Here is a 26,267-nt window from a genome sequence, read left to right as displayed (position 1 = left end):
TTAATCAATTGAAATTAGTTAGGGTTCGGGTGTGGATGACTTCGAGCGGCAGGGTCTGGAGCAGCTCCTCGCCGAGGACGTGCGCGCGCTGACGCTCGCGTCCGATCAGATCGCGCACGAGTTCGCGGGGATGCACGCGCTGACCGCCAACGACTTCCGCGCGATGTTGCACGTCATGCTGGCCGAGAATGCCGGTCAACCCTTGACGGCCGGCGAACTCAGCCGACGCATGGGGGTGTCCGGCGCGGCCATCACCTATTTCGTCGAGCGGATGATCGCCTCGGGCCACCTGGTCCGCGGCACCGACCCCGCCGACCGGCGGAAGGTGCTGCTGCGGGTGGCCGGGCACGGCATGGCCGTCGCCCGCGAGTTCTTCACCCCGTTGGCCCACCACACTTCCGAGGCGCTGGCGGACTTGTCCGACGACGATCTGTGGGCGGCACACCGGGTGTTCGGCGCGTTGGTCGAGGCGATGCAGCTCTTCCGCACCCACATCGAGGACGACCGTCAGCCCGGGCTCACCCATGGGTCGGCCGGGTCTGGCAGGCTTGATCGTCGATGAGTGACACGACGGACGGCGCCACGAGCGCCGAACACGTGGCTGGGGGCCACACGGCGTCGGTACTGCTGCTGGGTGCCGGCGAGCGCAGCCGTGAGCTGACCCTGGCCTTCCAGCGGCTCGGCGCCGAGGTCATCGCCGTCGACGAGTATCCGGGGGCGCCCGCCTACGCCGTCGCCGACCGCTCCGCGGTGCTCACCCTGACCGATGCCGCGGCGCTGACCGCGCTGATCGATTCCGAGCGCCCGGACATCGTGGTCGCCAACACCGGCGCGGTGGCCACCGACGCGCTGATCGCCGTGGCCGAACGCGGCGACGTGGAAGTGGTGCCCACCCCGCGCAGCGCGCGGCTGTCGCTGGACGGCGAAGGCTTACGGCGGCTCGCCGCCGACGAGATCGGCCTGCCCACCGCGCCGTTCTGGTTCGCCGGTTCGGCCGACGAACTGGCCGCCGTCGCGGCGCACGCCGGGTACCCGCTGGTGGTCAAGCCCGTCGCCGCAGCCCCGGGGGAGGGGCAGTCGGTGCTGCTGCGCCCGGACGACATCGAGCCGGCCTGGCGGCGCGCCGTGGCCGGCGGATCGCTGAGCATGCACCGCGTGATGGCGGAGTCCGTCGTGGAGGTCGACGTCGAGGTGACGTTGTTGACGGTGCGCACCACGGGCCCGTCGGGTCCGGCCGTGTCGTTCTGCGAACCGATCGGACACCAGGAACTCGACGGCGACACCGTGGAAGCCTGGCAGCCTCAGCAGTTGTCTCCCGCGGCGCTGGACGCGGCGAAGTCGATCGCCGCGCGCATCGTCAACTCGCTGGGCGGCCGCGGCGTGTTCGCCGTCGAACTGCTGGTCCGCGGCGACGAGGTGTACTTCGCCGATGTGCGACCGCGCCCGCAGGACACCGGGCTGGTGACGTTGCGTTCCCAGCGGCTCAGCGAGTTCGAGCTGCACGCCCGGGCCATCCTGGGCCTCCCGGTCGACACGATCATGATCTCTCCGGCCGCTGTCGAGGTGAACTACCGGACCGCTCAGAGCGCCGAGGAGGTCGATTCGGCGCGGCGGCGGCAGGTGCTGGCCGAGGCTCTGGTGGTCGCCGAGAGCGACGTCCGGGTCTTCGCCGGTACCGATCCGTCCTCCGCGCGTCCGTGGCGCACGATGGCCGCGGCGACCGCGCCCGACGTGATCGTGGCCCGCGACCGCGTCCGGCGGATCGCCGCCACGCTGCGGGACCTGCGGTGACCGAGGACGACGACTCCACCGGCAGCAGCGCAGGACCGTTCCTGGGGGCACTGGCGATCATTGTGGCCGTCGTGATCGCAATGTGGCTGTTCAGCATCTTCTCCGGCGAGGAGTCCAGCGACGAGCAGCAGGTCGCGTACGCCGCGGTCGGTCAGAACGACGCGCTGCAGCGTCAGGACTACGCGGCCTTCCGGAGTTACACGTGCGCAGCCCAGCACGGCACCGAGTCCGAAATCCTTGAGCGACAACAGAAATCCGAGGCCGAGCGAGGTAAGCGGGTGCTCGACGACCTGGGCGCGGTGAGCATCGACGGTGACCGGGCGACCACCGAGGTCACCTACTCGTTCGAAGGGGACCCGGACACCAAGAAGACGGTCCCGATGACCTTTGTGCGCGAGGGTGGCGGCTGGAAGGTCTGTTCGACCGGTCCGAGCTAGCTGTGGGACACTCCTGACCGTGACTTACGCCGGAGATCTCACACCGGAACAGGCATGGAAGCTGCTGAGCGAGAATGCCGATGCGGTGCTGGTTGACGTGCGCACCGACGCCGAATGGCGCTTCGTCGGGGTGCCGGATCTGACGCCGTTGCAGCGCGATGTCGTGTTCATCGAGTGGAACCGGACCGACGGTTCCCGCAACGACGGTTTCGTCGAAGATCTGCGGGCCGCGGGCATCGCCCCCGGTCAACGCCCGGTGGTTTTCCTGTGTCGCTCCGGCAACCGCTCGATCGGTGCCGCGGAGGCCGCCACGGCGGCCGGGATCGGACCGTCCTACAACGTGCTCGACGGGTTCGAGGGCGATCTCGACGAGAACCGGCACCGCGGGTCGGTCGGCTGGAAAGCCGTCGGCCTGCCCTGGAAGCAGTCATGAGCATCCGGACACCGCAGCCACTGCCCGACGGCGTCAGCCAGGAGACCATCGGGGTCCGCGGCGGGCTGTTGCGCTCAGGCTTCGAAGAGACCGCCGAGGCGATGTACCTGACCTCCGGCTACGTCTACGAGAGCGCCGGCGCAGCCGAGCAGGCGTTCACCGGTGAGGTCGACCGCTTCGTGTACTCGCGCTACGGCAATCCGACGGTCTCGATGTTCGAGGAGCGGTTGCGACTGATCGAAGGCGCACCGGCCTGCTTCGCGACCGCCACCGGCATGTCGGCGGTGTTCACCGCGCTGGGCGCGCTGCTCGGTGCCGGCGACCGACTTGTGGCCGCGCGCAGCCTGTTCGGCTCGTGTTTCGTGATCTGCAACGAGATCCTGCCGCGCTGGGGTGTGGAGACGGTGTTCGTCGACGGCGACGACCTCGACCAGTGGGAGCAGGCTCTGTCGGTGCCCACTCAGGCGGTGTTCTTCGAGACCCCGTCGAACCCGATGCAGCAGCTGGTCGACATCGCCGCGGTCTGCGAGATGGCCCACGCTGCCGGTGCAAAAGTGGTGCTGGACAACGTCTTCGCCACCCCGATCCTGCAGCAGGGCTTCCCACTGGGCGTCGACGTCGTCGTGTACTCGGGCACCAAGCACATCGACGGTCAGGGCCGTGTGCTCGGCGGGGCGATCCTGGGCAGCCGGGAGTACATCGACGAGCCCGTGCAGAAGCTGATGCGCCACACCGGACCCGCGCTGAGTCCGTTCAACGCCTGGACGCTGCTCAAAGGCCTGGAGACGCTGGCTTTGCGTGTGCGACACCAGAATTCGTCAGCGCACCGGATCGCGGAGTTCCTCGAACAGCACCCTGCGGTGAGCTGGGTGCGCTACCCGTTCCTGGAGTCGCACCCCCAGTACGACCTGGCCAAGCGTCAGATGACCGGCGGCGGAACGGTGATCACGTTCGAGCTCGAGAGCGGCGCCGGCAATCAGGACGCAGCCAAGGAGCGCGCGTTCGAGGTGCTCGACAAGCTGTCGATCGTCGACATCTCCAACAACCTCGGCGACTCGAAATCACTGATCACCCATCCGGCCACCACGACCCATCGGGCGATGGGCCCGGAGGGACGAGCCGCGATCGGCCTGGGCGACGGCGTGGTCCGCATCTCGGTCGGGCTGGAAGGCGTCGACGACCTGCTCGCCGACCTGGATCAGGCGCTCGGGTAGTGGCGCGCGCGCAGAACCGCAGAGCGGCCGAGCGCAAGAAGGCCCGTCGCAAGAAGCGCCAGGCCGCTCGGGAGCAGGTGTGGCTTCCCGCCGGCGTCGCCGACGAACTCCAGATCGCTTCGGAGCTCGAGGAATTCGACGCTCGGCTCACCGAGCGCGGGTGGGAGTTCTCGCTGGACGCCGACGACGACACCGGTGCAGTCTGGTACTGGCCGCCGTCTGAGGGCGAGGTCGCCGACGAGGACGAGGTCGTCAACGTGACGGTGATCCTGCTGACTCCCGACGACGGCGGCGAGATCGCGCACGTCGTCTTCGTCGGCACGTCCGAGGACTACCAGTTCAACCTCGAGGAACTGTTCGACCATATCGACGCCATCGAGGCGTACCGTCTCGGAGCGCCTCTTCCCGTCTTCTAGTTTTTGTCCTCGACGACTCCGAGCGCCGACTGCGCGCGCTGTTCGTAGCTCTGGCGCTGGTCCTTGTCGAAGTCCAGGAACACGGTGTCCAGGCCGAGCTTCTTGTTCAGCCACCGCCGCCCGCGCGGTCCGAGCATCTGGGCGGCCTGGGCGGTGAAGCGCAGCGCCGGCGGCACCGACACGTGCGTCTTGGGCTTGTCGAGTGTCTTGGCGATGGCGGCGGCGATCGCCTCCGGCTCCACCGGTTTGACCGCCGAGGGGTCCTTGGTGCCCGAGATCAGTTCGGTTTTGGTGAACGGCGGCATCACCACCGAGACGTGCACGCCGTGCGGTGCGACCTCGTCGGCAAGCGCGGCGGACAGCCCGACCACGCCGAACTTCGTGCCGACGTAGACCACCTGGCCGGGAACCGGAATCAGGCCGGAGAGCGACGCGATGTTGATGATGTGGCCGCGCCGCCGCGCGATCATGTCGGGCAGCGCCAATTGGCACCCGGTGATCACGCCGTACAGGTTGACCTCCATCGACGACCGGATGGACTGTTCGGACTGGTCCAGGAACGGCCCGATCGGCATCACGCCGGCATTGTTGATCAGTACGTCGATGTGCCCGCCGCCGTCGGTGCGTGCCTTGTCCAGGAAGGTGGCGAAGGACTCGCGGTCGGTGACGTCGAGCGGATAGCCCGACACCGGACCGAGATTGCCCAGCTTGGCCACCGACGACTCCTGTAGCGCGACGTCGCGGTCGCCGATGACGACCCGCGCGCCCCGCCGAAGCAGGTGCTCGGCGGTCGCGTAGCCGATACCACGCGCAGCTCCGGTGATGGCGATGGTCTTGCCACGGATGTTGTCCATGTCACTGAATTTACACGTGTCAAGTTTTGGGTGGAAGGCCGGTGAGCGTCCGCTGCTTCCGGCGCGATTTGTCACACCCCGCTGGCATACTCGAACACATGTTCGACAAGCTGGCGGATCTCGGTGACGGCGCACTGCTCACCGAGATGTCTGATGCGCTGCGCCAGGAGCGCAGAAGCATGGGGCGCCGGTTGGTCGCGGCCGGTCGGCTGAGTCAGCGCCGCATCGCCCAGTCAGGCGCGGAGGATGCGAACCAGTGGTGCATCGACAACTGGGAGTTACTCGCTGCCGAGGTCGGCGCTGAGTTGGGTGTCAGCCGTGGCCGCGCATCGTCGCAGATGGGCTATGGCCTGCGGCTGATCGAAGCGTTTCCGAAACTCGCCGAGGTGGTGTGGAACGGCGACGTGGATTACCGCGTCGTCACCCAGATCGATCACCGCACGGGTCTCGTGGAAGATCCCGAGGTGCTCGCGCTGCTCGACGAGAAACTCGCGGAGAAGGCCGCCACCTGGAACGCCCGGTCTCGGGACAAGACTGCCGAGGCGATCGACTGGCTGGTTGCCAATCTCGATCCCGAAGCGGTCCGGCTCTCCCGGAAGAGTGACGACGACCGCTACATCGACGTCAATCCAGGCCGAGATGGCATGGCATACATCGAGGGGTCCGTCCGGGGGCCGCAAGGTATCGCCTTCGACAAGAAGCTCGACCAGATCGCCGACTCCGTCTGCCGGGATGACCCGCGCACGAAAGAGCAGCGCCGGGCTGACGCCCTCGACGCGCTGACCGACGGCTTGTCGGTGATGCCGTGCCTGTGTGGTTCGGAGGATTGCCCGGCGGGGGCGAACCCGGAGCCGGCCTCTTCTCAGACCGTCGTCTACGTCCTTGCCGAGCAGGGCACGGTCGACGGTGACAGCGACAAGCCGGGGTTCCAGCCCGGCGTCGGCGCGGTGCCCGCCGCGAACGTCGCTGCACTGGCGAAGAAGGCCCGGGTGCGGAAGCTCCCGAATCCCAAGGATCTGAGGGAGGAGCCGCAGTACCGGCCGTCGGCAGCGCTGGCCGCATTCGTCCGGTTCCGCGACATGACGTGCCGGTGGCCCGGGTGCGGCGTCCCCGCGTCTCGCTGCGACATCGACCACACGGTGCCGTACCCCTTCGGTCCGACGCACCCCTCGAACTGCAAGCTGTACTGCCGTCGGCATCACGTGATCAAGACGTTCTTCGCCGGCAAAGGCAGATGGCGGGAAGTTCAAATGCCGGACGGCACAATGAAATACACATCGCCGACCGGCCGTCGATATGTCACCGAACCCTTTGGGGCACTGCTGTTCCCGCAATTGGCCAAGCCCACCGGGACAATCGTGCTTCCCGCCGGCGTGCCGCCACCGGAGTCGGGGTTCAAGACGTTGGCCATGCCACTGAGACGCCGGAGTCGCGCGGAAGAACGCGCGTACCGAATCGAATGGGAGCGCAATCAGAATCGGAAGCGCTTCGCCGCCGATCCACCGCCCTTCTAGTTGCCGCAGTGCTCACAATCCGCGAACGAATCCCGTCGTGGACGCGAATCGTGCGCATGTGCGTAGGCGTCGTGCCAGCACCACCACTCGTACGGCGCAGACTGCGGGTAACCGGGCGGCGAATCCTCCCAGGTCTCCTGTCGTCCCAGCGCGGTCATGTCCAGGAGGTTCCAGGTGTTCACGAACGCCTCGTCGCCGCGGTCATTGATGAAGTACGTGCGGTAGATCTGATCCTCGCCGTCCTCGCCCGGCCACCGGATGAACGCATTGGTGCCATGCCATTGATCGACGTCGAAATCGGTGTCGAATGCCCCGCGCTCGTCGGCAAGCATGGTGTACCAAGGGATGTCCCATCCCATCCGCTCCTTGATCCGCGCCAGATCGGCCTGCGATCCCCGCGACGCATAGACCAGCGTGGTGTCCCGGGCATTGAGATGCGCGAGATTGCCGATGTGGTCGGCCATCAGGGAGCAGCCGACGCACCCGTGCTCAGGCCAACCGTGCACGCCCGGATCCATGAACGCCCGATACACGATCAACTGCCGGCGACCGGCGAACAGATCCAGCAGGCTCACGCGCCCGCCGGGTCCCTCGAACGCGTAGTCGGAGCGCACCGGCGTCCACGGCATCCGGCGGCGCATCGCGGCCAGGGCGTCACGTGCGCGCGTCAGTTCCTTTTCTTTGACCAGCATCTCGGTCAGCGCGGCCTCCCACTCCTGTGCTGACACCACCGCGGCTTTGTCCATGGGCGAACACCTCCTCCAGAATATTCAACAAAGTTGTTGAACGTATGTGCAAGGAGACCATGTGCGGCCCGCTATAGTCAACAAGGTGGTTGAAGATTCGGTGTTGGACCGTGCGTACGCCGCGCTCGCCGACCCCACGCGACGACGGTTGCTCGAGGCGCTGCGCCACGGCGACGCGCGCATCACCGATCTGGCTGAGCCGCTACCGATGTCGTTCGCCGGGGTGTCGCGCCACGTCGGAGTCCTGGAGACAGCCGGCCTGGTGCGGCGCGAAATCCGCGGTCGAGAGCACTGGCTGTCGCTGCAGCCCGACGGCCTCGCCGGCGCGCAACAGTGGATCGACCAGCAGACCGAATTCTGGTCCGTGCGCGCCGACGCGCTCTCGGAGCGATTGAAGAAGAGGCGCGGCCAATGACCGTCGGCCCGGTCGCCCGCATCCAGCGCGTGCTGCCCGCACCACCCGAGGACGTGTTCGACGAATGGCTCGACCCGGACGCGCTGATGGAGTGGATGTGCCCGCGCCCGTCGCGCTGCGTCGCGGTGCACGTCGATCCACGCGTGGGAGGCCGGGTCCGCTTCGACGTCGATGACGAGGGGACGCTCGTCCTCATCACCGGACAGTTCCTCGACCTCGAACGTCCGAACCTGTTGCGGTTCACGTGGAGTCATTCAGGATGGACGGACCCGACCACGTCGAGCATTGTGCGCGTGACGTTCGAGCCCGTCGGAGACTCCGAGACCCTGATGTCGATCGAGCACGCGCTCCTCCCGCCGGAAGCCTTCGACGACCACGAGCACGGCTGGGCCGTGACCGCCGATCAGTTGGCTACCCTGCTGCCACGCCCCGCCCGTCGTGGCTGAACTGGGCTTCGTCGCGGTCCACCAGGACGATCCCCGGGCCGCGCCGCTGATCGACGAGCTGGCCGTCGAGTACGCCGACCGCTACGGCGGACGGCGCGACCGCGTGCACGCGTGGCTGCGCAGCTACCCGGCCACCGAGTTCGAGCCACCCGACGGCGCCCTGCTGATCGGGCTGCTCGACGGACAACCCGTCACCGGAGGCGCGTTCCGCAGATTCGACGCCACCACGGCCGAACTGAAACGCATCTGGACCGACACGCGCTACCGCCGTCGCGGCCTGGCCCGCGCGCTGGTGGCCCAGCTCGAAGCCGATATCGCCGCCGCGGGCTACCGGCGGGTCTACCTGACCACCGGCGATCGCCAACCCGAGGCCGTGGCGCTGTACGAGTCACTGGGTTACACCCGCCTGGCGGAGCCGTTGCCGGCCGACGGCCAGGAGAACTATCCCGTCGCGTTCCTCAAGGTGCTGCCACCGGCTCGATAGGCTGAAAACCGTGTCCGAGGCCAGCGTCGGTGCGATCCTGCTCGGCGCTGCAGCACTGACCTTCGTGATGGGCGGCGTCTCCCGGCTACTCGTCGGCCGGCACCGCCGCAGCCGGGCCGTCCGCGGGCTGGTCCACCTGTTTCGTCGCACCGGGATCGCATGGGTGTTGTTCGGGCGGTTCCGAGAAGACGTGCTGGACGACGACGAACTCGACACCATGATCCTGATGCCCGCGATCGTCATCGCCTGCGGTCTGTGTCTGACCGCGTTGTTCCTGCTGGGCTACGACACCCTCGCGTGAATCGCAGCCACCGCATCGCGCACCGGTCCCCGCCATATCGGCCCGTGCCCGGGCAACAGCACCTCCGACTCCACAGTCGCCAACGTGCGCAGACTGTTCCGACAGGCGTGCTCGTCGTGGTTGAACACCGACGGCAGCAGCTGCGGACCCGGCCGCGCCGCCACGGGATGGCCGGTGATCAACGCGTCCCCGCTCACCAGCACCCCATCCACCAGATAGGAGCAGTGCCCGCCGGTGTGTCCGGGCGTCGGCACGGCCACGGGCGCTCCCGGAAGTCGGGCCGCGACCTCCGGGGTCAACGGCTGCGCGGCAGGGATGCCGGCATGGGTCAGCGCGCCTTTACGGATGATCGCGACCGACCACCTCAGCCAGCGCGGATGCCAGGCATGCGCAGCGATCCGCCACGGCGCGGCCTGTTCGAGGTACTCGCGGCGGGTGTGGCCGACCTCGTCGGCGTGGCAGTACACCGGAACCCCGTGGGTCTCGGCGAACCAGATCGCCGTACCCAGATGGTCGACGTGGGCGTGGGTCAGCAGGATGCCGCGCACGTCAGCGGGCCCGAAACCGAGCCGCCGCAACGAATCCAGGACATCGTCGCGGCTGCCGGGGAACCCCGCGTCGATCATCAGCACACCCGAGTCCCCGGCGACCAGCGTCCAGTTCACCAGGTCGGTCTCCACGAAGTGGACGCGGTCGGTGACCGCTGTCAGAGCCGGGGCCATCCGGCGAGTGTAGAAACATACATATGGCTGAACTGAAACTGGGCTACAAGGCGTCGGCGGAGCAGTTCGCGCCGCGTGAACTCGTGGAACTGGCGGTCGCCGCCGAAGAGCACGGCATGGACAGCGCGACCGTCAGCGATCACTTCCAACCGTGGCGCCACGAGGGCGGACATGCCCCGTTCTCGCTGGCCTGGATGACCGCGGTGGGAGAGCGCACCAAGAACATCACGCTGGGCACGTCGGTGCTCACTCCGACGTTCCGCTACAACCCGGCCGTGATCGCTCAGGCGTTCGCCACCATGGCGTGCCTGTACCCGGACCGGATCTTCCTGGGCGTGGGCACCGGTGAGGCGCTCAACGAGATCGCCACCGGTTACGAGGGCGAGTGGCCGGAATTCAAGGAGCGCTTCGCCCGGCTGCGCGAATCGGTGCGGCTGATGCGTGAGCTGTGGCTCGGCGACCGCGTGGACTTCGACGGCGAGTACTACCGCCTCAAGGGCGCGTCGATCTACGACGTCCCCGAGGGCGGGGTGCCGGTCTACATCGCCGCGGGCGGGCCGGTGGTGGCCAAGTACGCCGGTCGCGCCGGCGACGGATTCATCTGCACCTCCGGCAAGGGCGAGGAGCTGTACAAGGACAAGCTCATTCCGGCGGTCTCAGAAGGCGCGGAGAAGGCCGACCGCAATGTCGAGGACATCGACCGGATGATCGAGATCAAGATCTCCTACGACACCGATCCCGACCTGGCGCTGGAGAACACCCGGTTCTGGGCGCCGTTGTCGTTGACCGCCGAGCAGAAGCACAGCATCGACGATCCGATCGAGATGGAGAAGGCCGCCGACGAACTTCCCATCGAGCAGGTCGCCAAGCGGTGGATCGTCGCCTCGGACCCCGACGAAGCGGTGGAGAAGGTCAAGGACTACGTCGACTGGGGCCTCAACCACCTGGTCTTCCACGCGCCGGGTCACGATCAGCGTCGCTTCCTGGAGTTGTTCCAGCGCGACCTCGAGCCGAGGCTTCGGCGCCTCGGCTGACGCGCTGCTCTCCGCGAGATGACACGAATTCTCGCGACGGTGTTCGGGCTGGTCGCCCTAATCGTCGCGGTGGTGGCGCTCGGCGCCCGATACCTGCCGATCACCGGCCACATCACGACGATCGTCGTCGTCGCCGCACCGTTCCTGTCGGTGGCCGCTCCGGTGGCGATGCTGTTGCTGGCCGTGAGCCGGCGCTGGATTCTGACCCTGGTCGCGGTGGCCGTGACGGTCGCGACGCTCGTGGTGTACGTGCCGCGCTACCTCGGCCCGCCCGACGTCGACACCCCGTCTGTCGACGTGCGGGTGCTGACCGCCAATCTCGGTATGGGCCAAGCTGATCCGAACGCATTCGTCGGTCTGGCGCAGGCGTCGGCGGACATCGTCGCGGTCCAGGAGATGACCCAGGAGGCCGCCGACGGACTGTCGGCTGCCGGTATGGACGCGGTGTTCCCGCACCGGGTGATCCTGCCCGCGCCGGTGGCCTCCGGGATCGGCATCTGGAGTCGCCACCCGATCGTGGATTCCGGGCGCATCGACGGCTACTCGCTGCCGATGGTCGGCACCCGGATCCGGATCCCAGGGGTGGCCGTCGACACCACCGTGCTGTCGGTACACCTCGCCGCCCCGTGGCCGCAGCCGATCTGGCACTGGCAGAACGACATCGCCGAATTCCCGGAAACCCTGCGGGACATGGCCGACCGTGCGGGCGCCGGAGCGGTGATCGTGGCCGGGGACTTCAACTCCACCGCCGACATGGCGCCGTTCCGGGCATTGCTCGCCGAGGGCTACGAGGACGTGTCATTGCAGGCCGGCGGCGGTATCGCACGCACCTACCCGGGACGCGGAAAGATCCCACCGCTCATCGGGATCGACCACATTCTCGTCCGTAACGCCACCGCATCGAATACGCAGGCGGTGCAGGTGCCCGGCGCCGACCACCGCGCGCTGCACGCGACGCTGCGGGTTCCTGTGGACATCACCGGCAGCGGCGGATAAGTAGGCTGTGACGCGTGACCGCAGTGCAGAAAACCACGCCGAACTCCACGTCGGGGACCACTGCGATATACATCGCCTCACCTGAAGGCGATACCGGCAAGTCGACGATCGCGTTGGGCATCCTGCACCGGTTGGCCGCGTCGGTCGCCAAGGTCGGGGTGTTTCGCCCCATCACCCGCCTCGGCGAGGACCGCGACTACATCCTCGAGTTGCTGCTCGACCACACCACCGCCGGGCTGTCCTACGAGGACTGCGTCGGGGTCAGCTATCAGCAACTGCACGACGACGGCGACGCCGCGCTGGCTGAGATCGTGGACCGCTACCACAATGTGGCCGACGTCTGTGACGCCGTGCTCATCGTCGGGAGCGACTACACCGACATCGCCACGCCCAGCGAATTGTCGACCAATGCGCGTATCGCCGCGAATCTCGGTGCGCCCGTGGTGCTCGCGGTCAAGGGCAAGGGCCGCACACCTGAGCAGGTGGTCGCGGCGGTCGACGTGTGTGTGGACGAGATCTCCGCGCAGCACGCGCACACGGCCGCCGTGGTGGTGAACAGGTGCGATCCCGAACAGCTGTCGGCGATCGTGACCGCACTGCGGGACATCAGACCGAGCGCCTACGCCCTCCCCGACGAGCCGCTGCTGGTCGCCCCGTCGGTGGCCGAACTGCAGGCCGCGGTCGAGGGAACCCGCGTGCGAGGTGACGACGCGCTGATGGCGCGCGAGGCGCTCGACGTCCTGGTGGCCGGGATGACGGCCGAACACGTCCTGGAGCGGTTGACCGAGGGCGTCGCCGTGATCACCCCCGGTGACCGTTCCGACGTGGTCCTGGCGGTGCTCAGTGCACATGCCGCAGAAGGCTTTCCGTCCCTGTCGTGCGTGATCCTCAACGGCGGCCTGCAGATGCACCCGGCCATCGAGTCGCTGGTGGCCGGACTCGGGCTGAATGTGCCGGTCATCGAGACCCGTTTCGGCACTTTCGAGACCGCCAGCCGGGTGGCCGCCACCCGCGGGCGGGTCACCTCGCAGTCACACCGCAAGATCGACACTGCGCTGGCACTGATGGAAACCCACGTCGACACCGCGGACCTGTTGGCCAACTTGACTATTCCGATCCCGACGGTGGTCACGCCGCAGATGTTCACCCACCAGCTGATCGAGCAGGCGCGAGGCGACCGTAAGCACATCGTGTTGCCAGAAGGCGACGACGACCGCATCCTCACCGCTGCGGGACGGCTGTTGCAGCGCGGCGTGGCCGACCTGACCATCCTCGGCGAGGAGTCACGCGTACGGGCCCGGGCCGCCGAACTCGGACTGGATCTGGCGGCTGCCACCGTGCTGGACCCACGGCGCAGCGAGCTGTGCGACCGGTTCGCCGAGCAGTACGCCGAGTTGCGAAAGCACAAGGGCATCACCGTCGACCAGGCGCGTGAAACCATCCGCGACGTGTCCTACTTCGGCACCATGCTCGTCTACAACGGCATGGTCGACGGCATGGTCTCCGGTGCCCGCCACACCACCGCGCACACTGTGCGCCCGGCCTTCGAGATCATCAAGACCCAGCCCGACGTGTCGACGGTGTCGAGCATCTTCCTGATGTGCCTCGCGCACGAGGTGCTGGCCTACGGCGACTGTGCGATCGTGCCCGACCCGACCGCCGAACAACTCGCCGACATCGCGGTGTCGTCCGCACGCACCGCAGCGCGGTTCGGGATCGAACCGCGGGTGGCGATGCTGTCCTACTCGACGGGCACCTCCGGATCCGGTGCTGACGTCGAAAAGGTCAAGAAGGCAACCGAACTGGTGCGCGAACGCGACCCCGAGCTACTGGTCGAGGGGCCGATTCAATACGACGCCGCCGTCGAGCCGTCGGTGGCCGCCACCAAGATGCCCGACTCCGCGGTCGCCGGTCACGCCACGGTGCTGATCTTCCCGGATCTCAACACCGGCAACAACACCTACAAAGCGGTGCAGCGCAGCGCCGGCGCCATCGCGATCGGGCCGGTGCTGCAGGGACTGAACAAACCTGTGAACGACCTGTCCCGGGGCGCCCTCGTCGAAGACATAGTCAACACCGTGGCGATCACCGCGATCCAGGCGCAGGGGTGACGACGGTGACCAAATGCGTACTGGTACTCAACTCCGGCTCGTCGTCGGTCAAATTCCAGCTGCTCGAACCGGATTCGGGTCGTTCCCTGGCCGACGGCATCGTCGAGCGTATCGGTGAGGACGCCTCCGCGGCCGCGCTGACCGCCGGCACCGTGAACGTGCAGCGTGCCGACCGGGTGGCCGACCACAACGCCGCGCTGCAGACCATGACGGGCCTCTTCGACCAAGCCGGTGTCCGGCTGGCCGACCAGGACCTGATGGCAGTCGGGCACCGGGTCGTGCACGGCGGGCCGGACCTGTACCGTCCCACGCTCGTCGACGACGCACTGCTCGACCGCCTGCGGGAACTGGCTCCCCTTGCGCCGCTGCACAATCCGCCCGCCATCCTCGGTATCGAGGTGGCCCGCAAGGCGCTGCCGGAGGTGCCCCACGTCGCAGTGTTCGACACGGCCTTCTTCCACGATCTGCCGGACGCGGCCGCGACCTATGCCATCGATCGGGACATCGCCGAGCGCTACGGTGTCCGCCGCTACGGATTCCACGGCACCTCACACCAGTACGTGAGCCGGCAGGCCGCAGCATTCCTCGACCGGCCGCTGGCAGAGCTGCGCCAGATCGTGCTGCATCTGGGCAACGGCGCCTCGGCGTCGGCGATCGTCGGAGGCCGGCCGGTGGACACCTCGATGGGGTTGACCCCGATGGAGGGGCTGGTGATGGGCACCCGTTCGGGGGACATCGATCCCGGCGTCATCACCTATCTGAATCGCACCGCCGACCTCAGCCTCGAGGACATCGAGACGATGCTCAACCGGCGCTCAGGGGTGCGTGGCCTCGGCGGTGAGGTCGACTTCCGGGTCCTGCACCAGCGCATCGAGGCCGGGGACAGCGCCGCGCGCCTGGCCTATGACGTGTACATCCACCGGCTGCGCAAGTACATCGGGGCGTATCTGGCCGTGCTCGGCGGAGCCGACGTCATCACCTTCACCGCAGGGGTGGGGGAGAACGACGCCGAGGTCCGCCGCGATGCGCTGTCCGGGCTGGGTGTGTTCGGGATAGAGGTCGACGAGCATCTGAACTCCAGCCCCGCGACGGGGGCTCGGCGGATCTCGGCCGACGGGGCGCCGACGGCGGTGCTAGTGATCCCCACTGACGAGGAGCTCGCGATTGCGCGGGCGTGTGCGGAGGTACTTGGCGGCGGCAGCAGCGACGGGTAGCTCGTGGTCCGGATCGCAGATCCGTAGCAGCCGGTACACATGGGAGCCGGCCAGCAGCGTCCACCGCACCCCGGCGCGCTCGCATGCGACGTTGATGTTGAGCAGCGCAGCAAATCCGGATGCGCCGAAGAACTCCACGGTCTGCAGGTCGAGTGTCAGCCTCCGGGCAGCGCCGAGCCGCTTCTCGATGTAGCGGGCCAGGGCTGTCGAGTTCATCGCGTCGATCTCCCCGTGCACCGTCACCAGGACCGTCGACGGCGGAACCTGGGTCGCGGAGAATGTGGCGCGGTAGTGCTCTTCGCGCAATGCGAACGACGCGGGGTCGGGGCGGAACACCCGCTGCGTACTGGGAGCGGGGCGGTGTTCTGACAAGGACACTGTGGCCTCCCTCAGTCGAAATCTAGCTTCGTACTGTGGGTGCCGTCAGGGGTCGGGCCCTAGATTCTCAAAGCCGTCACGCCGGCCGCTCGAGCGACTGGCGCCGATGACGTCACCGAACTGGCTCTTCTCTCAACCAGGTGGAAATACCCTACTACGGAATCAGTGGCTTGACCATATCGTTTCAATCAGCACACAAAACGCTCACCACCTGCATCTATCGGCAAATGCCGCGGCAGTTGCCGGACCCGATCAAAGCACATCGATGTATTTTTCCGGGCCGGCGCAACGGATTCCGAATCAGAAGGTCGAGATCGGTCGCACACTGTTGGCCAGATCGACCAACGCGTACCGGTGCGCCTGGGTCGGGGCGACCCGGGCGAGGCTGCGCAGCGCGGCCTCCACTCCGAGTTGCAGGCCGTGTTCGGTGAAAGGGAAGCCGAGGATGTGGTTGGTGCTGGCGGTGTTGTCGGCCAGCCAGTCCATGGCGGTCCCCAACACCAGCGCCCGGATCTGCAGCACGCGGGGTTCGGTGTCGGGCAGCGCCTCGACCCGCCGTGCGGCGTCGCGGATGTGCTGCTCGGTGATCTCGCTGCTGGACTGGCCGGACAGCAGCGTCACTGCGCTGGTGAGCCGTGCGGTGGTGAAATGCCTTGAGGTGGCCGGTACTTCGTCGAGGGTGCGCACCGCTGCGTCCCGTTCACCGGCCGCCGACTGGGCGCGCGCCAGTCCGAACCCGGCGGAGATGACACCGTTGTCGGTCGACCACACCGTGTTGTAGAAGGTGCGTTCGTCAGCGGTGCCGGCCAGCTCCGCGGTCGCTGCCAGCGCGAGTTTGGGGGCCAGCTCACCGGGAAGGGTGTCCAGCACTTCGGTGAAATGCCTTGTCGCCGAATCGTAGTCAGCGGTCAACAACTCGGAGACCGCGCGGAACCACGCCAGCCGCCAGCGCCAGCCGACCCGTTTCGCCAGCTCGTCGAGCTTGCGGGTCGCCTTGGCCACGTCCCCCAGATCGAGCAGCGCGCGGGCCTCCATCAGCGGCAGCTCCACCGACTCGCTGAGATCCACCCCTTCGGAATCCAGTGCGCCGTGCCGGGCCGCGCGCAACGAGTCCAGCGTCTGGACCGGTTCGCTGAGCACGTTCGCCGACAGCACCGCGGCACCGACGTCGGTCGGATCGACCAGCGGCACCGGCAGCGCACGCACGATCTCCGCGGCGGTGAGCTTCTCCGAATGCACCTGCCCGTCGAGATAGACGTCGGTGTGGGCGACCAGCAGATCCACGCCGAACGTCGAACGCGACGGGCTGAACACCGTCGACAGACCGGGACGCGGAATACCGGTGTCCTGGGCGACGACCTCACGCAGCACGCCCATCAACTGGCTGGACATCTCGTCGGCGGACTGGAAACGCCGCCGCGGGTCCCGGTCGGTCGCTCGGCGCAGCAGCCGGCCGAACGAGTCGTACTCGGCCAGCACCGGATCGTCCTCGGGCAGCCCGTCGACGTAGCGGCCCTTGCGGGTACGCAGGCGCAACGTCAACGCCGCCAGAGTCCGGCCGACGGTGTAGATGTCGGTCGCGACGGTGGGTCCGGTGCGCACGATCTCGGGAGCCTGGTAGCCCGGGGTGCCGTACAGATAGCCGAACGAGTTGATGCGCGACACCGCACCGAGGTCGATCAGTTTGAGCTGATCCTCGGTGACCATGAGGTTCTCGGGTTTGAGGTCGTTGTACACCAGCCCGATCGAGTGCAGATAGCCCAGGGCGGGCAGGATCTCGAGCATGAAGCCGATGGCCTCGGCGACCGGCAGCCGGCTGCGCTGCCCACGGGACTGGTGAATGGCCTGCTTGAGCGAGGTGCCGCCGACGTACTCCATCACGATGTAGCCGACCGGGTTGCCGTGCTTGTCCTCGTGTTCGACGAAGTTGTAGATCTTCACGATGCCGGGATGGGTGACCTCGGCGAGGAATTGGCGCTCGGCCATCGCGATCGCCTGCGCTTCCGCGTCGCCTGAGTGCACCAGCCCCTTGAGCACGACCGGCCGGTCGTTGACGTTCTTGTCGAACGCCAGATACACCCACCCGAGCCCGCCGTGGGCGATGCAGCCCTTGATCTCGTACTGGTCGGCGACGATGTCCCCGACCGCCAGCTGCGGCAGGAACGAATACGCCGAACCGCAGTGCGGACACCAGCCTTCCGACGGCGCCCGCCCCTCGCGGTCAGACCGGCCCACGGGTCGGCCGCAGTTCCAGCAGAACCGTTTCGATTCGGCCACGACGGGGTCGCTCATCAACGCGGTCAACGGATCTCGGGCCGGCACCCGCGGGATCTCCACCAGCCCGCCGCCCAGCCGCCGGGTCCGCGACAGCGCCCGGGTCAGCGTCATGACGGTGTCCTGCGGCTCGGTGTCACCGGTGTGCACCGATTCGCCGTCGTCATCGTCGTCGAAGTGCGGACGGAACACCGCCTGGGTGGCCATCGGCCGCAGCGTGGACATCGAGTCCATGCCCAGGTCGTCGAAAGTGGCGGGCTGGGTACCGGGATCCTGCTCCAGATCCCCGGTCGTCTCGTCGCTGTAGTCGTCTGCCATCAGTCCGAGTACCTCGCCGCGGGCGGTGACGGTGCCGGGCCCAGAACCGTCAACCACTTGCGGTACAACGTGTACCACGTGCCGTCGCGGCGGATCCGTTCCAGCGTGCCGTTGACGAACCGCACCAGGCCCGGATTGTCGAGGTTGACCCCGATGCCGTAGGGCTCCTGGTTCATCGTCGGGCCCACGATGTGCAGATACGGATCCTGCGACACCAGGCCGGCCAGGATCGAATCGTCCGTGCTGACGGCGTCGACCTGCCGCTGCTGCAACGCGACCAGGCAGTCGGCCCACGTCACCACACCGACGATGATCGGCGGCGGCGCGATCTGCTGGATGCGCTCCAGCGACGTGGTGCCCTTGGCGACACAGACCCGCTTGCCGGACAGGTCCGACGCCTGGCGGATATTGGAGCCGCGCGGTGCCAGGATCCGCTGGCGTGCCGTCAGATACACCGTGGAGAAGTCGATCAGCTTCTTGCGCTCACACGTGATGGTCATGGTCTTGACCACCACATCGACCTCGTTGTTGCGCAACGCCTCGATCCGGTCGGCCGACGACATGATGCGGTACTCCACCTGCGAGGGAGTGCCGAAGATGTCGCGGGAGATCTCACCGGCGATGTCCACGTCGAAACCGGTGATCTCACCGGTGATCGGATCACGGAAGCTGAACAGGTTGCTGCCGATGTCCAGCCCGACGATGAGCCGGCCGCGGTCCTTGATGTTGGCGACGGCTTCGTCGGCCTCGGCCTTGGTGTTGAAGGGCCGCAGGCTCTGCGTGCGGTTGCAGCTGTCGTCGGCCGTGGTCGGCGGGCGTGCCGGTTCGGGCGGCATCTCCTCCATGCCGGCCGGCGTGGGTGGTGCCAGCGTCACAGTCGGTGTCGGGACCACCGGTGCCGTCTGCCCGCATCCGCTGAGGACGAGCGCGGCCACCACCGCGCCCAGCTTCTTCGCGCAAGCGCTCATCAGTGCCCTCTGTTCTTCGCGCAAGCGCTCATCACTAGCGGTACTCACTCAATCTCGGCCAGATCCCCAACGCCACCGCGATCGCCGCCGCCACCGACAGCGCCGCGGCGCCCACCGTCGCCCCCGAGAGCACCCGCCGGGCGTCGAGGATCTCGTTGCGCAGCTGGCTGCGGCTCTGTTCGATGCCCTTGGTCAGCGCCTCGTCGAGTTTGTCGAACGCCGGCGTGGAGTCGTCCTCGCCGGTGCCCAGCGCCACCTGGGTGGCGGCCTGGTAGTTGCCGACCGCGATGTAGGCGCTGATCCGGTCGTCGGCGGCGCGCCAGCGCTCCAGCAGCTGCTGTGCATCGGCCAGGTCGGTCTTGTCGATCGAATCGTCCCGCTCGAGGTAGCGGGTCAGCTGCTCCTGCATGGTCTCGATCCGTTGGTAGTACGACTGCTTGCGGACGTTCTCGTCGCCGCGCCGGATCAGCGACAACGTCTCGTCGGCGCGGGCCTGCTGGGCGGTGATGGCCATCGTGGTGACCGTCTTGAGCGACTCGGCCGCGGTCTCCTTGGCCGAGCGGCTGTCGCCGGTCGACATGATCAACGCGGTGCCCACCCACATCAGCATGATCAACACTGCCAGCCCGCCGGCCACGAAGCCGATGTTGACGCGCCGCCGGGTGCGCTTGGCCATCCACCGGTTGGCGAACACCCCGAACAGCAGCGTGGCGACCACCACCAGGATGACCGGGGCCGGGATGCGCGCCGACGCCGTGGTCTCGGCGTCCACCCGAGCCGAGGTCGCCTCGTAGAGCAGTTGGGCGTCGGGCAGGATCTCCTGCTGCATCATCGACGACGCTTCGGAGAGGTAGGACGAGCCGACCGGATTGCCGGCGCGGTTGTTGGTCCGCGCGGTCTCGACCAGCCCGGTGTAGACGGCCAGCCGGGCGTTGATCCGGCCCAGCAGCTGTACCAGGTCCTCGTCGGTCAGACCGCTCGAGGAGCGGGTGACGGCGACCGCGGCGTCGGTGATGGCCTGCTCGTAGCGTTGCCGCACCGCCCGCGGTTCGGTGCCGGCGATGAACGCGGTGGCCGCCGCGGCGTCGGCGACCGACAGGGTGGTGTAGAGCTGGCCGGCGGCGAACGCCAGCGGCTCGGTGTGGTTGAGCACCGTGGTCAACGCCTGCTGCCGCTCGTTGATCGTGGTCGAGGTCGCGAAGGCGCTGGCGATCACCAGGGTGGCCAGTACCAGCCCGATGCTGAGGATTCGGCCGGGTGTCGTCCACAGGAACCACCAGCGCGGATGGGCCCGGCCCGTCGGCGACCGCGACGCCAGAGGTTCGGTCGAGGGATGCGCCAACTCCACAGTCACGTCTGGGCGGACCTCACCTTGGTCTCGATCTCGGTACCCACTCGGCCAACTCTATGAAAGAAGTCTAAGAGCTGACCGTGCGGCGTGTAGGAATTCAGTTCCCTATCCTGAACGCGTGCGTGGGGACGGTGACGGCTGGGTCGTGTCGGGCAACGGTGCTGCCTACTGGGGACGGCACGGCGCCGCGGGACTGCTGCTCCGGGCTCCGCGTGCGGACGGCACCGCCGCGGTGCTGCTGCAGCACCGCGCCCCGTGGAGCCATCAGGGCGGCACGTGGGGTTTGCCGGGCGGAGCCCGCGACAGCCACGAGACCGCCGAGGAGGCGGCCATCCGGGAAGCGATCGAGGAAGCCGGCCTGCCGCCCGAACAGCTGACGGTGCGCACCACCGTGGTGACCGCCGAGGTCACCGGCTGGAGCTACACCACCGTCATCGCCGACGCCGAGGAACTGCTCGAGACGGTGCCGAACCAGGAGAGCGCCGAGCTGCGGTGGGTGGCCGAGGACGAAGTCGCCGACCTGCCGCTGCACCCGGGTTTCGCGGCCAGCTGGGCGCGTTTGCGCGAGGTCGCCGCGTCGATCCCACTGCTGGTCGAGGACCGCAGCTAGAGCGCCGCCCGCAGATTCTCGGCGGCCGCCTTCGGGTCGTCGGCTGCGGTGATGGCCCGCACCACCACGACGCGGCGGGCACCGGCGGCCACCACCTCGGGCAACCGCTCCGCGTCGATGCCGCCGATCGCGAACCACGGCTTGGCGGTGTCGCGCGCCGCGGCCGCCCGCACCAGGTCCAGGCCCGGCGCCGGTCGGCCGGGTTTGGTCGGGGTGGGCCAGCACGGTCCGACACAGAAATAGTCGACGTCCTCGCGCAGCGCTCGGTCGACCTGCGCGACGTCGTGGGTGGAGCGGCCGATCACCCGCGACCCGACGATGCCGCGGGCGACGTCCAGCGGCAGGTCGTCCTGGCCCAGGTGCAGCACGTCGGCGCCGGCCGCGAGCGCGATGTCGGCCCGGTCGTTGACGGCCAACAGCGCCCCGTGGCGGCGTGCCGCGTCGGCGAGCACCTCGAGCGCCTCGAGTTCCTGACGGGCCTCCAGCGGCCCGAACCGCTGCTCGCCCGCGGAGTTCTTGTCTCGCAGCTGGATGATGTCGACGCCACCGGCCAGCGCCGCGTCGGCGAAATCGGCCAGATCTCCGCGTTCGCGGCGGGCGTCGGTGCACAGGTACAGACGGCTGGATTCGAGGCGGGATGCGGCGGGGGGCACAGCCCGAACGTTAACGCGGTGTCGGCACGATCAGTAGGCTGGTCCCCGAACGACACCACCACACGGGAGTCCCGGGTCCGGGGACTGAGAGTGAGCGCGCCGGCTCTGACCGTCACACCTGATCCGGGTCATGCCGGCGAAGGGAGGATCCAGATGCCCAGCGGGTCTCGAGGGTCGCTGGCCGTCATCGGCGGCGGCGTGATCGGGCTGGCAGTGGCGCGCCGCGCCGCGCAGGACGGATGGACGGTCCGGGTCCACCGCGGCGACGACCCCGGCGCCTCGTGGGTCGCCGGGGGCATGCTGGCGCCGCACAGCGAGGGCTGGCCCGGTGAGGAACGTCTGCTCGCACTCGGTCTGGCCTCATTGGAGCTGTGGCGCAACGGGTTTCTGGACGGCCTGCCCGACGAGGTGGTCACCGCCCGCAGTTCGCTGGTGGTGGCCGTCGACCGCGCCGACGTCGAGGACCTGCAGACGGTCGGGGAGTGGTTGTCTGCGCAGGGCCATCCCGTCACCCTCACCAGGTCGGCCCGTGATCTGGAACCGTCTCTGGCCCAAGGGATCCGGCACGGATTCGTCGCCGACACCGAGCTCGCGGTGGACAACCGCGGCGTCGTCGCCGCCCTGGCGGCGCACTGCGAACGGCTCGGCGTCGCCTGGGCCGCGCCGGTGTCGACGCTGCAGGACGCGCGCTCGGCCGATGCGGTGGTGATCGCCAACGGCATCGACGCTCCGGCCTTGTGGCCGGGACTGGCGGTGCGCCCGGTCAAGGGCGAGGTGTTGCGGTTGCGGTGGCGGCGCGGATGTATGCCGGTGCCGCGACGCGTCATCCGGGCCCGCGTACACGGTCGCCAGGTATACCTGGTGCCGCGCGCCGACGGCGTGGTGGTCGGTGCGACGCAGTACGAGCACGGCCGTGACACCGCACCCGCGGTGACCGGGGTGCGGGAACTGCTCGACGACGCATGCGCCGTGATGCCGGCGCTCGGTGAGTACGAACTCGCCGAATGTGCTGCCGGGCTACGTCCGATGACACCGGACAACATGCCGTTGGTCGGCCGGCTCGACGATCACACGCTGGTCGCCACGGGGCACGGCCGGTCCGGGTTCCTGCTGGCGCCGTGGACCGCCGAGGCGATCGCGTCGCACCTGCGTGGCGAAGAACCGATCGAACACCAGTGGAGTACGAAAGTGGGAGTGGCCTGATGAAAGTCACCGTGAACGACGAATCCGTCGAAGTCGCCGAGAGCACCACCATCGCCTCGCTGCTCGACCATCTCGGCTACCCGGAGAAGGGCATCGCCGTCGCCGTGGACTGGTCGGTGATGCCCCGCTCGGAATGGGACACCGCCCTGGTCGACGGCGCGAAAGTGGAAGTGGTGGCGGCGGTGCAGGGTGGCTGAATCCACCACCGCGGAGCCCGCCACCGCGAAGCTGAGCATCGCCGGACGCGAGTTCGGGTCACGGCTGATCCTCGGCACCGGCGGAGCCGCCAGCCTCGCCGTCCTCGAAGAGGCCCTCGTCGCGTCGGAGACCGAACTGACCACCGTCGCGATGCGCCGCGTCGACGCTGACGGTGGCACCGGCGTCCTGGATCTGCTCAACAAGCTGGGCATCACGCCGCTGCCCAACACCGCCGGATGCCGCGGAGCGGCCGAAGCGGTGATGACCGCCCAGTTGGCCCGGGAAGCGCTGGGCACCCACTGGGTCAAGCTGGAGGTCATCGCCGACGAACGCACATTGCTGCCCGACGCCGTCGAATTGGTCCGGGCCGCAGAGCAACTCGTCGACGACGGATTCGTGGTGCTGCCCTACACCAACGACGACCCCGTGCTGGCGCGCCGCCTCGAAGACACCGGTTGCGCGGCGGTGATGCCGCTGGGCTCACCCATCGGCACCGGCCTGGGGATCTCGAACCCACACAACATCGAGATGATCGTCGATGCGGCGTCGGTGCCGGTGATCCTCGACGCCGGCATCGGCACCGCCAGCGACGCCGCCCTGGCCATGGAACTCGGCTGCGACGCCGTGCTTCTGGCCAGCGCGGTCACGCGGGCCGCCGACCCGCCGGCGATGGCCACCGCCATGGCGGCCGCGGTCAAGGCCGGTTACCTGGCCCGGCGTGCCGGGCGGATCCCGAAGCGGTTCTGGGCGCACGCCTCCAGTCCGGCCCGCTGACATGGATCGGTATGTAGCGCTGGGCAGTTCGATGGCGGCCGGGCCCGGTATCCGACCGCGCGCACCCGGCTCGCCGCGGCGCGCGGGCCGCTCGGCCCGCAACTACCCGCACCTGGTCGCCGCGCGTCTCGGCCTGCATCTGGTGGACGTCACTTACTCCGGTGCCACCACCGCCCACGTCCTGACCGAACGGCAACACGGGGCGGCCCCGCAGATCGACGCACTCGACGGGTCGGAGACACTGGTGACGGTGACGATCGGCGGCAACGACATCGGCTACGTCCCGATGCTGTTCGCCGCCGGCCTGCCCCGGGTTGTCCAGTCGATTCCGCTGCTGGGCGCCAAGATTCGCGATCTGCTCGACCCTCAGGCCCGGCAACGTGCGCTCGACGAGGTGGGTGACTCGCTGATCGCCGTCGGGAACGCGCTGCGCACCCGCGCACCGGACGCCACGGTCCTGTTCGTCGACTATCTGACCCTGCTGCCGGCCCACCCGCCGCTGCGGGACGCCGACGCGAGGCTGGCCCGTCACCTCGCCGACACCCTCGAGCACCTGACCGCCGAGGCCGCGGCAGCGACCGGCTGCGGACTGGTGCGCGCCGCGGCCGCCAGCCGTGACCACCACGCATGGGCGCCGCAACCCTGGACCACCCCGTTCGGCTGGCCGTTGCCGGGCCGGCCCGCACCCCTGCATCCGAACGCCGCGGGCATGCGCGCCGTCGCCGACCTCGTCGTCGCGGCGGTGTCCCGATGATCGAACTGCGCGCGCTGACCAAGGACTACGGACGCACCCGCGCCGTCGACGGCCTGACCTGCACGGTCGAACCCGGGGTGGTCACCGGGTTCCTCGGCCCCAACGGTGCCGGGAAAACCACCACCATGCGGATGATCCTGGGCCTCGATCGGCCCACATCGGGATCGGCGACCATCGACGGCCGGCCCTACCGTGCGCTGACCGACCCGCTGCGGACCGTCGGCGCGCTGCTCGATGCCCGCCAGGTCCACCCCACCCGCTCGGTGCGCAACCATCTGCGCTGGATCGCCGCGGCCAACCGCATCCCACGCAGGCGGGTCGACGAGGTCCTCGACATGGTCGGCCTGGCCGCGGTCGCCGGTGCGAAAGCCGGCACGCTGTCGCTGGGCATGAGCCAGCGGCTGGGTATCGCGGCCGCACTGATCGGTGACCCGCCGGTGCTGCTGTTCGACGAACCGGTCAACGGGCTGGACCCCGAAGGCATCCACTGGGTGCGCACGCTGATGCGTGAGCTGGCCGGCCAGGGCCGCACGGTGTTCGTCTCGAGCCATCTGCTCTCCGAGATGGCCAACACCGCCGACCGGCTGGTCGTGATCGGACAGGGCCGGCTCATCGCGTCGACCACCGTCGCGGAGTTCCTGGACCGCTCGGGCGCCGCGACCGTGCGGGTGCGCAGCCCGCAACTGGCGGAGCTGCGCGACGCGCTGATCCGCGCCGGGTTCACCGTGCGCGACGAACCCGACGCGCTGACGGTGGCCGACAGCACCACCGACGTCGTCGGTGACCTGGCCGGCCGGCACGGCATCACCGTGTACGAACTCTGCGCCCAACAGGTTTCCTTGGAGCAGGCCTACCTGTCCTCGACCGAAGAGGTCACCCAGTACCGGGGGCGGCGCGGATGACGCTACTCAGCACGATCGAGGCGGAGCGGATCAAACTGCTCACCGTGCGGTCGACGTTGTGGTCGGCAGCGGTGGCCGCGGTGTTGAGCCTGGGGATCGCCGCACTGCAGGCTTCGGTGGCCTATGACTACGAACGGTTGACCGCCGCCACCGCGGCGATGGGCGTCGTCGTCTTCGGTGTCCCGGTGCTCACGGTGCTGGCGGCGATGACGCTGACCGGTGAGTACCGCAGCTCGATGATCGCCACCACCTTCCAGGCGCAGCCGCGCCGCGCGGTGGTGATGAGTGCGAAAGCGATTGTGGCTGCCCTGTATTCGAGCATCAGCGCCGTGTTGATGGTGCTGGGATCGGCGGCAGTGGTCCGCGTGGTCGCCCCGCCGCAGGCCGGGCGCACCGTCACCTCGGACCTGTTGCCGACCGCCGGTGGGGTCGCGCTGTACGCGGCGCTGGCTGCGGTCCTCGGTGTCGGGGTGGCCGGGCTGGTGCGGCACACCGCCGGCGCGGTCGCGGTGCTGCTGCTGTGGCCCCTGCTGGTGGAACCACTGCTGGGCAACCTGCCGGGTCGCGGCGCTCAGATCGGGCCGTACCTGCCGTTCGCCAACATGTACCGGTTTCTCGACGTGTCGTGGCTGTTCCCGTCCTACGTCATCCCGTGGGGGCCGGTCGGATCCCTGCTGTACTTCGCGGGGCTCGTCGGGTTGGTCTTCGCCGCGGCGGTGATCACGGTTCATCGACGGGACGCGTGACAACGAATTG

At 68.5% G+C, this 26,267-nt stretch carries 30 protein-coding genes; 22 read left to right on the top strand and 8 right to left on the bottom strand.

Translation table 11 applies throughout. The annotated features are described in order from the left end of the window. The first annotated feature begins 31 nt into the window (after positions 1-31). From ACQI46_RS03590 to ACQI46_RS03565, 6 genes are read left to right on the top strand one after another with little or no spacing between them, the layout of a single operon-like run. Positions 32-562, top strand: a complete 531-nt coding sequence (locus ACQI46_RS03590) for a MarR family winged helix-turn-helix transcriptional regulator (protein WP_427092546.1) — start codon at positions 32-34, stop codon at positions 560-562. Beyond that, the gene (purT, locus tag ACQI46_RS03585; protein WP_427092545.1) at positions 559-1,791 is read left to right on the top strand and encodes a formate-dependent phosphoribosylglycinamide formyltransferase; all 1,233 of its coding nucleotides are present in this window, start codon (positions 559-561) and stop codon (positions 1,789-1,791) included. The genes ACQI46_RS03590 and purT overlap by 4 nt, the downstream gene beginning before the upstream one ends. Beyond that, the gene (locus ACQI46_RS03580) at positions 1,788-2,228 is read left to right on the top strand and encodes a lumazine-binding protein (protein WP_427092544.1); all 441 of its coding nucleotides are present in this window, start codon (positions 1,788-1,790) and stop codon (positions 2,226-2,228) included. The genes purT and ACQI46_RS03580 overlap by 4 nt, the downstream gene beginning before the upstream one ends. Before the next feature lie 19 nt (positions 2,229-2,247). Continuing rightward, on the top strand, positions 2,248-2,661 hold the full coding sequence (locus tag ACQI46_RS03575; RefSeq protein WP_427092543.1) for a rhodanese-like domain-containing protein: 414 nt from the start codon (positions 2,248-2,250) through the stop codon (positions 2,659-2,661). Continuing rightward, positions 2,658-3,875 (top strand): O-succinylhomoserine sulfhydrylase, encoded by a 1,218-nt coding sequence (locus ACQI46_RS03570; RefSeq protein WP_427092542.1) that lies wholly within the window; start codon positions 2,658-2,660, stop codon positions 3,873-3,875. Before ACQI46_RS03575 ends, ACQI46_RS03570 begins: the two co-directional genes overlap by 4 nt. Next, positions 3,875-4,291, top strand: a complete 417-nt coding sequence (locus ACQI46_RS03565; RefSeq protein WP_427092541.1) for a hypothetical protein — start codon at positions 3,875-3,877, stop codon at positions 4,289-4,291. The genes ACQI46_RS03570 and ACQI46_RS03565 overlap by 1 nt, the downstream gene beginning before the upstream one ends. Here ACQI46_RS03565 and ACQI46_RS03560 read toward each other — a convergent pair. Beyond that, positions 4,288-5,145 carry an SDR family oxidoreductase gene (locus ACQI46_RS03560; protein ID WP_427092540.1) on the bottom strand — a complete coding sequence of 286 codons (858 nt, stop codon included), beginning with the start codon at positions 5,143-5,145 and terminating at the stop codon, positions 4,288-4,290. The two genes, ACQI46_RS03565 and ACQI46_RS03560, sit on opposite strands and share 4 nt — an antisense overlap. 98 nt (positions 5,146-5,243) lie before the next feature. On the opposite strand from ACQI46_RS03560, the gene ACQI46_RS03555 reads away from it, so the two are divergent. Beyond that, entirely contained in the window at positions 5,244-6,659 is a 1,416-nt protein-coding gene (locus ACQI46_RS03555; RefSeq protein ID WP_427092539.1) for an HNH endonuclease signature motif containing protein, read from the top strand. Here ACQI46_RS03555 and ACQI46_RS03550 read toward each other — a convergent pair. After that, positions 6,656-7,405, bottom strand: coding sequence for a DUF899 domain-containing protein (locus tag ACQI46_RS03550; protein WP_427092538.1), 750 nt, complete (start codon positions 7,403-7,405; stop codon positions 6,656-6,658). The genes ACQI46_RS03555 and ACQI46_RS03550 overlap by 4 nt on opposite strands. An 85-nt stretch (positions 7,406-7,490) precedes the next feature. Between ACQI46_RS03550 and ACQI46_RS03545 the strand changes: the two genes are divergently transcribed. The 4 genes from ACQI46_RS03545 to ACQI46_RS03530 are packed head-to-tail and all read left to right on the top strand — an operon-like array spanning position 7,491 to position 9,051. Beyond that, positions 7,491-7,820, top strand: a complete 330-nt coding sequence (locus tag ACQI46_RS03545; protein WP_427092537.1) for an ArsR/SmtB family transcription factor — start codon at positions 7,491-7,493, stop codon at positions 7,818-7,820. Further along, positions 7,817-8,266, top strand: a complete 450-nt coding sequence (locus ACQI46_RS03540) for an SRPBCC family protein (RefSeq protein WP_427092536.1) — start codon at positions 7,817-7,819, stop codon at positions 8,264-8,266. Before ACQI46_RS03545 ends, ACQI46_RS03540 begins: the two co-directional genes overlap by 4 nt. Beyond that, the gene (locus ACQI46_RS03535; RefSeq protein WP_427092535.1) at positions 8,259-8,750 is read left to right on the top strand and encodes a GNAT family N-acetyltransferase; all 492 of its coding nucleotides are present in this window, start codon (positions 8,259-8,261) and stop codon (positions 8,748-8,750) included. The genes ACQI46_RS03540 and ACQI46_RS03535 overlap by 8 nt, the downstream gene beginning before the upstream one ends. A gap of 10 nt (positions 8,751-8,760) precedes the next feature. Next, positions 8,761-9,051: a hypothetical protein gene (locus tag ACQI46_RS03530; protein WP_427092534.1), complete on the top strand. Its 291-nt coding sequence runs from the start codon at positions 8,761-8,763 to the stop codon at positions 9,049-9,051. On the opposite strand, the gene ACQI46_RS03525 is transcribed toward ACQI46_RS03530, so the two are convergent. After that, entirely contained in the window at positions 9,033-9,773 is a 741-nt protein-coding gene (locus ACQI46_RS03525; RefSeq protein ID WP_427092533.1) for an MBL fold metallo-hydrolase, read from the bottom strand. The genes ACQI46_RS03530 and ACQI46_RS03525 overlap by 19 nt on opposite strands. 23 nt (positions 9,774-9,796) lie before the next feature. Here ACQI46_RS03525 and fgd point away from each other — a divergent pair, with 23 nt between their 5' ends. Genes fgd through ACQI46_RS03505 form a run of 4 tightly spaced genes read left to right on the top strand, consistent with a single transcriptional unit; the run spans position 9,797 to position 15,128 of the window. Beyond that, positions 9,797-10,807 (top strand): glucose-6-phosphate dehydrogenase (coenzyme-F420), encoded by a 1,011-nt coding sequence (gene fgd / locus ACQI46_RS03520; RefSeq protein WP_427092532.1) that lies wholly within the window; start codon positions 9,797-9,799, stop codon positions 10,805-10,807. An 18-nt stretch (positions 10,808-10,825) separates the two neighbouring features. Further along, entirely contained in the window at positions 10,826-11,803 is a 978-nt protein-coding gene (locus ACQI46_RS03515; protein WP_427092531.1) for an endonuclease/exonuclease/phosphatase family protein, read from the top strand. Between the two features lie 23 nt (positions 11,804-11,826). Beyond that, positions 11,827-13,914, top strand: coding sequence for a phosphate acetyltransferase (gene pta, locus ACQI46_RS03510; protein ID WP_427092798.1), 2,088 nt, complete (start codon positions 11,827-11,829; stop codon positions 13,912-13,914). Between the two features lie 5 nt (positions 13,915-13,919). After that, positions 13,920-15,128, top strand: a complete 1,209-nt coding sequence (locus tag ACQI46_RS03505; protein WP_427092797.1) for an acetate kinase — start codon at positions 13,920-13,922, stop codon at positions 15,126-15,128. On the opposite strand, the gene ACQI46_RS03500 is transcribed toward ACQI46_RS03505, so the two are convergent. From ACQI46_RS03500 to glnX, 4 genes are all read right to left on the bottom strand, one after another. Next, positions 15,048-15,506, bottom strand: coding sequence for an STAS domain-containing protein (locus ACQI46_RS03500; protein ID WP_427092530.1), 459 nt, complete (start codon positions 15,504-15,506; stop codon positions 15,048-15,050). The genes ACQI46_RS03505 and ACQI46_RS03500 overlap by 81 nt on opposite strands. 300 nt (positions 15,507-15,806) lie before the next feature. After that, a complete protein-coding gene (locus ACQI46_RS03495) occupies positions 15,807-18,098 on the bottom strand; it encodes a serine/threonine-protein kinase PknG (RefSeq protein ID WP_427092796.1) in 2,292 nt (763 codons plus the stop codon). Beyond that, positions 18,098-19,066: a glutamate ABC transporter substrate-binding protein gene (locus ACQI46_RS03490; RefSeq protein WP_427092529.1), complete on the bottom strand. Its 969-nt coding sequence runs from the start codon at positions 19,064-19,066 to the stop codon at positions 18,098-18,100. The genes ACQI46_RS03495 and ACQI46_RS03490 overlap by 1 nt, the downstream gene beginning before the upstream one ends. Positions 19,067-19,100: 34 nt before the next feature. Next, positions 19,101-20,420, bottom strand: coding sequence for a protein kinase G-activating protein GlnX (gene glnX, locus ACQI46_RS03485; protein WP_427092528.1), 1,320 nt, complete (start codon positions 20,418-20,420; stop codon positions 19,101-19,103). A 115-nt stretch (positions 20,421-20,535) separates the two neighbouring features. On the opposite strand from glnX, the gene ACQI46_RS03480 reads away from it, so the two are divergent. After that, on the top strand, positions 20,536-21,027 hold the full coding sequence (locus ACQI46_RS03480; RefSeq protein WP_427092527.1) for an NUDIX hydrolase: 492 nt from the start codon (positions 20,536-20,538) through the stop codon (positions 21,025-21,027). On the opposite strand, the gene thiE is transcribed toward ACQI46_RS03480, so the two are convergent. After that, positions 21,024-21,680 (bottom strand): thiamine phosphate synthase, encoded by a 657-nt coding sequence (gene thiE / locus ACQI46_RS03475; RefSeq protein WP_427092526.1) that lies wholly within the window; start codon positions 21,678-21,680, stop codon positions 21,024-21,026. The genes ACQI46_RS03480 and thiE overlap by 4 nt on opposite strands. A gap of 153 nt (positions 21,681-21,833) precedes the next feature. On the opposite strand from thiE, the gene thiO reads away from it, so the two are divergent. From thiO to ACQI46_RS03445, 6 genes are read left to right on the top strand one after another with little or no spacing between them, the layout of a single operon-like run. Next, positions 21,834-22,883, top strand: coding sequence for a glycine oxidase ThiO (thiO, locus tag ACQI46_RS03470; protein WP_427092525.1), 1,050 nt, complete (start codon positions 21,834-21,836; stop codon positions 22,881-22,883). Next, the gene (gene thiS, locus ACQI46_RS03465) at positions 22,883-23,080 is read left to right on the top strand and encodes a sulfur carrier protein ThiS (protein WP_427092524.1); all 198 of its coding nucleotides are present in this window, start codon (positions 22,883-22,885) and stop codon (positions 23,078-23,080) included. Before thiO ends, thiS begins: the two co-directional genes overlap by 1 nt. After that, a complete protein-coding gene (locus ACQI46_RS03460; protein WP_427092523.1) occupies positions 23,073-23,855 on the top strand; it encodes a thiazole synthase in 783 nt (260 codons plus the stop codon). Before thiS ends, ACQI46_RS03460 begins: the two co-directional genes overlap by 8 nt. A gap of 1 nt (position 23,856) precedes the next feature. Further along, positions 23,857-24,609, top strand: coding sequence for an SGNH/GDSL hydrolase family protein (locus ACQI46_RS03455; protein WP_427092522.1), 753 nt, complete (start codon positions 23,857-23,859; stop codon positions 24,607-24,609). After that, on the top strand, positions 24,606-25,511 hold the full coding sequence (locus tag ACQI46_RS03450) for an ABC transporter ATP-binding protein (RefSeq protein WP_427092521.1): 906 nt from the start codon (positions 24,606-24,608) through the stop codon (positions 25,509-25,511). The genes ACQI46_RS03455 and ACQI46_RS03450 overlap by 4 nt, the downstream gene beginning before the upstream one ends. Further along, positions 25,508-26,257, top strand: coding sequence for an ABC transporter permease (locus ACQI46_RS03445; protein ID WP_427092520.1), 750 nt, complete (start codon positions 25,508-25,510; stop codon positions 26,255-26,257). The genes ACQI46_RS03450 and ACQI46_RS03445 overlap by 4 nt, the downstream gene beginning before the upstream one ends. Positions 26,258-26,267: the final 10 nt, after the last annotated feature.

It is taken from the genome of Mycobacterium sp. SMC-4 (genome assembly GCF_050205565.1).
Classification (GTDB): Bacteria; Actinomycetota; Actinomycetes; order Mycobacteriales; family Mycobacteriaceae; genus Mycobacterium.
The sequence above is the reverse complement of the archived record's forward strand: the minus strand, read 5'-3'. Positions and strand labels throughout refer to the sequence as shown.

What these genes read in the sequence shown, in the direction of transcription:
- thiO (WP_427092525.1), top strand. Translation starts at nt 21,834, where the DNA reads ATGCCCAGCGGGTCTCGAGGGTCGCTGGCCGTCATCGGCGGCGGCGTG.
- ACQI46_RS03570 (WP_427092542.1), top strand. Translation starts at nt 2,658, where the DNA reads ATGAGCATCCGGACACCGCAGCCACTGCCCGACGGCGTCAGCCAGGAG.
- ACQI46_RS03540 (WP_427092536.1), top strand. Translation starts at nt 7,817, where the DNA reads ATGACCGTCGGCCCGGTCGCCCGCATCCAGCGCGTGCTGCCCGCACCA.
- ACQI46_RS03455 (WP_427092522.1), top strand. Translation starts at nt 23,857, where the DNA reads ATGGATCGGTATGTAGCGCTGGGCAGTTCGATGGCGGCCGGGCCCGGT.
- ACQI46_RS03550 (WP_427092538.1), bottom strand. Translation starts at nt 7,405, where the DNA reads ATGGACAAAGCCGCGGTGGTGTCAGCACAGGAGTGGGAGGCCGCGCTG.
- ACQI46_RS03450 (WP_427092521.1), top strand. Translation starts at nt 24,606, where the DNA reads ATGATCGAACTGCGCGCGCTGACCAAGGACTACGGACGCACCCGCGCC.
- ACQI46_RS03515 (WP_427092531.1), top strand. Translation starts at nt 10,826, where the DNA reads ATGACACGAATTCTCGCGACGGTGTTCGGGCTGGTCGCCCTAATCGTC.
- thiS (WP_427092524.1), top strand. Translation starts at nt 22,883, where the DNA reads ATGAAAGTCACCGTGAACGACGAATCCGTCGAAGTCGCCGAGAGCACC.
- ACQI46_RS03555 (WP_427092539.1), top strand. Translation starts at nt 5,244, where the DNA reads ATGTTCGACAAGCTGGCGGATCTCGGTGACGGCGCACTGCTCACCGAG.
- ACQI46_RS03445 (WP_427092520.1), top strand. Translation starts at nt 25,508, where the DNA reads ATGACGCTACTCAGCACGATCGAGGCGGAGCGGATCAAACTGCTCACC.
- ACQI46_RS03495 (WP_427092796.1), bottom strand. Translation starts at nt 18,098, where the DNA reads ATGGCAGACGACTACAGCGACGAGACGACCGGGGATCTGGAGCAGGAT.
- ACQI46_RS03560 (WP_427092540.1), bottom strand. Translation starts at nt 5,145, where the DNA reads ATGGACAACATCCGTGGCAAGACCATCGCCATCACCGGAGCTGCGCGT.
- fgd (WP_427092532.1), top strand. Translation starts at nt 9,797, where the DNA reads ATGGCTGAACTGAAACTGGGCTACAAGGCGTCGGCGGAGCAGTTCGCG.
- purT (WP_427092545.1), top strand. Translation starts at nt 559, where the DNA reads ATGAGTGACACGACGGACGGCGCCACGAGCGCCGAACACGTGGCTGGG.
- ACQI46_RS03525 (WP_427092533.1), bottom strand. Translation starts at nt 9,773, where the DNA reads ATGGCCCCGGCTCTGACAGCGGTCACCGACCGCGTCCACTTCGTGGAG.
- ACQI46_RS03490 (WP_427092529.1), bottom strand. Translation starts at nt 19,066, where the DNA reads ATGAGCGCTTGCGCGAAGAAGCTGGGCGCGGTGGTGGCCGCGCTCGTC.